We start from the raw sequence: 1,568 nt of genomic DNA, 5'->3' as shown, positions 1-1,568 counted from the left end.
CATGTTCTCGAGGCTGATAGGCGCCGAAGTCGTGCGCTTGGTGTCGAGCAGGCCCTGGCGATAGGTGGCGACCTCGCGGGCGCGCGCCTCATTCTCGACCACGGTCATCGGATCGCCCGCCGAGGGGACCGAGCCCATGCCGAGGATCTCGACCGGCATCGAGGGGCCGGCTTCCTTGACCTGCTTGCCCGCGGCATCGGTCATCGCCCGGACCTTCCCCGAAGCGGCGCCGACCACAAACACGTCGCCGACCCTGAGCGTGCCGCGCTGAACCAGCACGGTCGCAAGCGGGCCGCGGCCCTTGTCGAGCTTGGCCTCGATCACGGTGCCTTCGGCGCCGCGTTCCGGATTGGCCTTGAGCTCAAGGATTTCGGCCTGGAGCGCGATGGCGTCGAGCAGCCCGTCGAGATTGGTGCCCTTCAATGCCGACACTTCGACATCCTGAACGTCGCCGCCCAGTTGCTCGACCACGATCTCATGCTGGAGCAGTTCCTCGCGGACCCGCTGCGCCTTGGCATCGGGCTTGTCGATCTTGTTGATCGCCACGATCATCGGCACGCCCGCCGCCTTGGTGTGGTTGATCGCCTCGATCGTCTGCGGCTTCAAACCATCGTCGGCGGCGACGACCAGCACCACGATGTCGGTGACATTGGCACCGCGCTGGCGCATCTCGCTGAAAGCTTCGTGGCCCGGCGTGTCGAGAAAGGTGACGAGATCGCCGCTGGCGACCTTCACCTGATAGGCGCCGATGTGCTGGGTGATGCCGCCGGCCTCGCCCGAGACGACGCTGGCGCCGCGGATCGCGTCGAGCAACGAGGTCTTGCCGTGGTCGACGTGGCCCATGATGGTGACCACCGGCGGACGCGGCTGCAGCGTCTCGTCCGCATCGACGTCGAGCGCCGTGTCGATGTCGACATCGCTGTCGCTGACGCGTTTGATATTGTGGCCGAATTCGGTGACCAGCAGCTCGGCCGTATCCTGGTCGATGACCTGGTTGACGGTGACCGGGGTGCCCATCTTGAACAGCGACTTGACCAGGTCGGCGGCCTTTTCTGCCATGCGGTTGGCAAGCTCGCCGACGGTGATCGAGTCGGGCACGACGACGTCGCGGACTTGCTTCTCGCGCGGGCCCGACTGGGCGTAAGCGCGCTTTTCCTTCTCTCGGCTACGGCGCAGCGCGGCGAGGCTGCGCGAACGATCGTCGTCGCCGGCGAGCGCACGGGTGACGGTCAGCTTGCCCGAGTGACGGCGATCGTCGCCGCGCGGCGCGCCGGGACGGGCCGGGCGCGTGGGCTCGGGGCGGCCGGGGCGCGACGGCGCGCCGCTCGGGCCGTTGTTCGCGGCCTGCTGCTGCTGCCCTTGCGCGGGCTGCTGCTCCTCGGGTGCCGCGGCCTCGGGCTGGACCGGACGCGGCGGCGGGGGTGGGCGGCGAACCGGCTGGAACTGCTGGCCGGGCCGTCCGGCGACGGCGCGCGGGCTGGCCGGGGCCGCTTCAGGCTCGGCGGCGGGTTCGGGATTGGCCTGCGCGGCGGCTTCGGTGGCGGCATCGGCCTCGTCGGCGGCGCGTG

The 1,568-nt window shown here is 69.8% G+C and carries 1 protein-coding gene; it reads right to left on the bottom strand.

The genetic code is table 11. The features are described from left to right. Window positions 1-1,568 (bottom strand): translation initiation factor IF-2 (gene infB, locus AC30N0_RS02340; protein ID WP_489516330.1); only part of this gene is annotated, 1,568 nt, incomplete at both ends.

The sequence above is a fragment of the Rhizobacter sp. genome (genome assembly GCF_031412495.1).
Classification (GTDB): Bacteria; Pseudomonadota; Gammaproteobacteria; order Burkholderiales; family Burkholderiaceae_C; genus Schlegelella_A.
This window is presented reverse-complemented; position numbering and strand designations above follow the sequence as displayed.